This is a genomic window from Psychrilyobacter sp. (assembly GCF_037132775.1).
Lineage (GTDB): Bacteria > Fusobacteriota > Fusobacteriia > Fusobacteriales > Fusobacteriaceae > Psychrilyobacter.
Genome location: NZ_JBAHZY010000093.1, coordinates 1 through 6,017 on the forward strand (window position 1 = coordinate 1; position 6,017 = coordinate 6,017).

The following is a 6,017-nucleotide window of genomic DNA, read 5'->3' on the forward strand; positions in this document are numbered from 1 at the left end:
TTCTCTAATTAGCTCTTTTCGTGCTAATTCATCAGGGGATAAATCTTTTCTTTTTTTTCTCATAAAAAAACCTCCAAATTAATGTAATTGTAGTTTACACTAATTTGGAGGTTTACACAAAATATGAGACAGACCCTCAAATTCAGTTACTCCAGTAACTTCTACAGTTAAAGCATCTACAGCTCTTTTTACAAGACTATATTTTAGCTCTTCCTCTTCCTTAGAAGAAAGTTTTGGGTTTCCTACTGGATATGGTATTGCAACAGTCGGAACAATTCTGTTTGCTCCTACTGATTTAGATATAGTAGTAATTGTAGACATATGAACTACTGCTATTCCAAATCTTTCTATTTCCTTTAATATCGTTGCACCGCAACGAGTACAAGTTCCTCATGTAGAAGTTAGAATTACTCCATCCACACCGTCTGCTTTGAGTAACTCACCCATCTCTTTTCCAAACTGAACTGCTTTCCCTACAGCTGTTCCTGTTCCTGTAGTCGTATAGAAATATTTATCTACCTCCTCCTATATGACCTTCAGCTTCAAGTTTTCTCAGCATAGCAAGAGGAGCTACTCTATCTGGATCTTCATTTGCATACACAGGATCATATCCCCCATGAATAGTAATAAATTCTGCTTCTTTGAGACTATCAAATTCACTCATATCATATCTTCCCCATATTTGGGCACTAGCTGATTGAATTCTATCGGGATTACCCTTTGGTACCATTCCACCAGTTGTAATTAAAGCAATAGTTGCCTTAGTTATATCTTTGATAGCATCTGCTGGATCTACTCTATCAAATACAGGCATTGGAAGTTCTGATGTAAAATCTCTTCCATTTAATCTGTTTAAAAGCATATCTACAGCTCTCTCAGATCCATTTTTATCTACAAATACTGTCTTTCTCTTACCATGAGCAATGTACCCATCTTCTTCAGGTAATTCTAATTCTTCTCCAGCTACTATTTTTTTCACAATATTTGACATTGATTTTAAAGCTTTACGCATACCACCGGCTGAAGCACTTGTTTCAGCAATTATAACTTTAGCTTTACAAAGTTCAACTGCTGGATTTTCAATATACATTCCTGTTACTGCTGGAATTTTTAATTCATCTATTACATATTTTGCAACTTCTCCACATGCCATTCCATATCTTCCTGCATTGAAGGCAGGACCTGTTACAACCATGTCCGGATTAGCATCTTTTATCATTTTACCAATAACTTCCATAGCGTCATCTTTATTTTCATTAAAATAATTGTCCCCACAAATTATAGTTCCAACTACCTCTCCCTCTTCTTTTAAAAGAGCTTCAAAAGCCGTTGCTGGTCCTATATTCCCCTCTATAAATTGAGGTTTTATTCCAGCTTGATCCTCTCCACCTATTTGACCAAAAAACTGATTCAAATAATATACTACTTTAAACTTTTTTTCCATTATATATTCCCCTCCAGTCATAGTTATTAATATAATTTAGTTGTACAATTATGGTATCCGATCTCTGATGTTGCTCCTATTACAGCGTTTAATTCACACATAAGACTTCCATCTTCTAAAAGTGATCCCTCCCATCCACCAGCTAAAGTAGATATAGCTTCAACGTTTCCTAAAATTACGTCTGCAGGTGGTAGTGTAACTAAATGGCTTACATTTCCTCCTGAAACCACTGCTACTGCTTCCTTAGCTGTATCTGCAAGTGATTGTGACATCCCATCTCTTCCAGAACACTCATCTGTAATTAAAACTGTTTTTATCCCTGAATCTTCTAATCTTTTGCAGATCATCAATAGATCTGTATCTGGATTTTCGTATCCTTCTTCTGATACAATAACACCGTCAGCTCCTACCATCTTACATAATTTAGCTGTATAATCACACGTTCTGATCTTTCCTGCTAAAGTTGTTAATTCTGGAGTTAATACAACACCCAAAAAGTTTAGTTCCTTTCCGTGTTTTGCATATAAATCTTTCATAACTGGATTGTTTTGGTGTTGATAAGTTGTTATTTTATCACAGGCAGCTACACAGTTTCCACTAATAACGGCTCCATCTAATTCTTCATTTGGATGTAATAATGTTGGTAATATTTGTTGACTGTTTACACCATAGATATAACCATCATGTAATAATCCTTGAGATATCAACATTTCTACATATAAAACTTTTGGTAAGTCAGGATATTTTGCTATTTCTTCAGTCATAGTTCCAGTTTCGTAAACTTCAGTCTTATCTGGCTCTATATCTTTTCCTGCTTTTCCAATAAATGCAGCGGATCTTAATCCTGCCATTCTTACAACATTTTCATGAGCATGTGGTTCTAAACCTTCGATAGGAATAATATGCACTACAAGATTTAATGTTTTAGAAAACGGAGTCCATTTTGCACCTTCACCCCACATATCAATTACACCTTCTTGAAATCCTACAATATCTCCTACTGTCACTACTGCAACACCATTTAATATATTAACTTTTCCCTCTCCTGCCTGAGTTAATTTTGATAATACCCCTGGGAATTGTCCTTCGTCTACTCCAATTTTAACTCTTGGTTCAATAACATCTTTCACAGGAATAATTCTTACTTTTTCCCCTGGTCTTGCTATATCAATTTTTACATCTTTAATTTTAGCATCTGTTTTCAACTCTGCTATTACTTCTTCTTTATTTACAAATAATACTCCACTTACTACTTCAGTTTTTTCTCCAAACTGTATATCCTTAATATTAATTTTTCTATGTTCTAACTTCAAAATAACACCTCCAAAATTTTTAAAAAGACATTGCATTACTATTTATTTCCACAAGTGCAGATTCTAAAAGCTTATAATCAATTACTGAATAATCTTTAGAATTTTTAACATCTTCCTCTCTCAATCCCGCCCCCATATGTAGATCATACTTTTCAATACTTGTTTCAATGATTTTAGAGTGAAGACTATTTAACTTTCCTTCTTTCTTGTTAATCACTACCGTAAACGATGGTGAATATATCATCCTCAAGCTGACTCCTAATGGATGAGTAATTAACTCGCTCCCACTGTGAACTAAATTTCTTACCTTTTCTAAAAGCTCCCTTGATGTACTTTCAATAAAATAAACATTATCAAATTTTTCTTTAACCATTGGATTATTGCTTACTATTAAACATCCCATAAAATCTCCCTTACATAAAAAAGCTTTCTTTTCATCAATTGTATACTTGTTGTATTTTAATATTGCAATCGTAGTATACTTCACATATTTACACTCTCCAAATTAATTTTTAATTTATTGAATATAAATTAAATAAATATAATAACACCGTTATGTTGCATCAAATTAATCACAATTGAGAGTCTTTTAAATTTCTAAGTAATAAAAAAATCCGAGAATTAATTCTCAGATTTCTTTATTTTTTTTATTTAAAGCATTTCTTTTTTTACTTTTTCAACAAAAATATCTATATGCTCACGGGCATATTTTTCTGCTTTTTCTTTATCTTTTTCCTTTATCGCACCGAGAACCTTTCCCAATGTTCCTATAAAAATTTCTATTGAATCTATATTATCTTCAGAATAATGCCACAATCTTTCCGTATGGATATGTAAATTTGAAAGTATATCTTCGAGACATGGATTCCCACAATTTTTTAAAACTATTTTATGAAACTTCTCATCCTCTGAAATAGCTTTTTGATAATCTTCCTCAATATTATACTGAAGGAGGTTATTGTATATTTCTTCAAGTTTCAAAATTTCTCCATCTGAGATATTATCCACACAAAGTCTTGTTGCAAGACTGTCAAATTCTCTAGTTATTTCAAATATTGATTTCATATATTTAAAATCAATATGTGAAACCTGGGCTCCATACCTTGGTATAATTTTAAGTAATTTATTACTATTTAATCTTTGAAATATCTCTCTTATAGGTGTTCTACTTATTTCAAATTCATTTCCAATATCAACTTCATTTAAAACAATTCCAGGTTCATATTTAATTTGGATAATTCTATCCTTTAAAATTTTATATATTTCATCTGTTGTAAACTTTTTTTTCATTTTAGACCATCCTCTTATCTTTAAGAATCATTTTTAAAAACTATTATTCATATATATACACAATTATAACTACTTTCTATTAAAAATACAAGATAAAACAAAATTTTCATAATGCCAAAATCATTTGAAAATAATTTTTGTCCTATAGTAAAGTTGATTGAACCAAAGGCTTACTCTTCATCTCCTTAAATTCTTCCTTCATAAAATACATGGCAACTACTGCAGCTATGGTATCCGAAATTGGGAATGCCAGCCAAACCCCATTTAAACCCCAGAATATAGGTAATATATATATAAGAGGGATAGTCAATACTACTAACCTTATGGTCAATAACTGAGTAGTCTTCTTCCCCTTCCCTACTGATTGAAAATAATTGGTACCCGAAAGGTAAAGAGCTGTAGATACCATCATAAATAGATTTAATCTTATTGCATGGCCTGTGAACTCTATAAGTTTTTCATCGTTCACAAAAAATCTAGCTATCGTATCTGAATTTCCTACAACTATAAAGACAAGGATCAAAGCTATTGTAAATGTGATCTTTGTAGATAATATAAAAGTTTCTTTTACCCTATCAAATTTTTTTGCCCCGTAATTATAGGATAGAATCGGCTGTCTCCCCTGGTTAAATCCTATAAAACTTGTATTTATAAAATTTCTTGAGGTAGCTACTATTCCAACTGCTGCTATAGCCAGATCTCCTCCATAGTAGTTTAACTTGATATTCATAATATATACCGAAATTCCATTTAGGAATTGATTTAAAAACGATCCTATTCCTATCTTTGAAATTCCCATCATTACTTCTAAATTTGGTCTTATATTTTTTAATTTTAAAGTTATTATATCCGATCTAAAAAAATGATGTAACTGTATTATTGCAGGAACTACACCGGCTATCGCTGTTCCTATGGCCGCTCCCTTTATCCCCATTCCAAACCTTACAATTAAGATATAATCTAGAATTGTATTCAAAACTGCACCAAATAAATTAATCTTCATAGACAACATGGGATTCCCCTCTGTCCTAATGAATGCATTGAGGGACATGAACACCAATTGAAGTACAAGTGTTGGAATTATATAGGCATAATAAGTATAGGCATAACCTATATTATTTTTACTGGCTCCCAACATTTCTAGGATTGAAGTTAGGTTTAGAAGGATTAAACCTGTCAGGCTCAGGCCTATTATAATTATCCAAAATATTGTAGTCCCCAAAACTTTTTCGGCCCCGACTTTATCCTTTTCTCCTAATTTTATCCCTGCTGCCGAAGCTCCACCAATGGCAAAAAACATCCCTATTCCACCTATTATTATGGTTACAGGAAATATAATTGCCAAGGCTCCTATCCCATCTCTCCCTACATTTTGTCCTATAAAATATCTATCGGTAATGTTATATATTATATTTATCAAAACCGCTATAGTTGATGGTATGGAAAATTTTATCAACAACGGCAATATCTTCTTTCTTTCTAATTCTGTATTCATTCTCTCTCCTAAATTTTATTTTTAATTTTAATTTTAATTTAACTTCAAACTTTCACCCTTTGTGACATACTCCCCCACCTAGCCTATGAAAATGGCTTGAGGAGGGGGCTTCTTGGGAAGTGAGTTATTAAATCCTAACTCATATTTACCAAGCTCAACGGGTAAGCCCTACCCTGATATATTTTAGTAAGTTAGTAGTTTTTTTCCTTCCGAAAGTATATTGTAACTCGCGTTTAGGTCACGATCTATTGAAAGACCACATTCACATTTATATACTCTTTCATTAAGTTCAAGAGTCAATTTTACTACATTACAAGATGAACAAATTTTAGAAGAAGGGCGGTGAGTCTTGTCAAGCACACCACCACATATTTTCAAGGAAAACTTCATTTGCAGTAAAATAATTTAATACTTTTCGCGGTCTATTTCTAATTCTTTCTACAGTTCTTTCTAACTCATCATCTGGTATTTCTGA

4 protein-coding genes and 2 pseudogenes are annotated in these 6,017 nt (G+C 32.4%); all 6 read right to left on the reverse strand.

Going from position 1 to position 6,017, the window contains the following annotated elements:
- Positions 1–99: 99 nt before the first annotated feature.
- Positions 100–1,444: pseudogene (locus V5784_RS06205) on the reverse strand (glycine/betaine/sarcosine/D-proline family reductase selenoprotein B).
- A gap of 26 nt (positions 1,445–1,470) precedes the next feature.
- Positions 1,471–2,757: a glycine/sarcosine/betaine reductase component B subunit gene (locus V5784_RS06210; RefSeq protein WP_336888169.1), complete on the reverse strand. Its 1,287-nt coding sequence runs from the start codon at positions 2,755–2,757 to the stop codon at positions 1,471–1,473.
- A 19-nt stretch (positions 2,758–2,776) separates the two neighbouring features.
- The gene (locus tag V5784_RS06215) at positions 2,777–3,244 is read right to left on the reverse strand and encodes a GrdX family protein (RefSeq protein WP_336888170.1); all 468 of its coding nucleotides are present in this window, start codon (positions 3,242–3,244) and stop codon (positions 2,777–2,779) included.
- Between the two features lie 164 nt (positions 3,245–3,408).
- Positions 3,409–4,047, reverse strand: coding sequence for a GntR family transcriptional regulator (locus V5784_RS06220; RefSeq protein ID WP_336888171.1), 639 nt, complete (start codon positions 4,045–4,047; stop codon positions 3,409–3,411).
- Between the two features lie 142 nt (positions 4,048–4,189).
- Complete coding sequence (locus tag V5784_RS06225) at positions 4,190–5,542, reverse strand: MATE family efflux transporter (RefSeq protein ID WP_336888172.1); 1,353 nt, start codon at positions 5,540–5,542, stop codon at positions 4,190–4,192.
- 183 nt (positions 5,543–5,725) lie between these two features.
- Positions 5,726–5,881, reverse strand: a pseudogene (locus V5784_RS06230) (zinc ribbon domain-containing protein); the annotation flags it as partial.
- Positions 5,882–6,017: the final 136 nt, after the last annotated feature.

Coding starts and splice junctions, on each gene's coding strand:
- V5784_RS06220 (WP_336888171.1), bottom strand. CDS start 4,047: ATGAAAAAAAAGTTTACAACAGATGAAATATATAAAATTTTAAAGGAT.
- V5784_RS06225 (WP_336888172.1), bottom strand. CDS start 5,542: ATGAATACAGAATTAGAAAGAAAGAAGATATTGCCGTTGTTGATAAAA.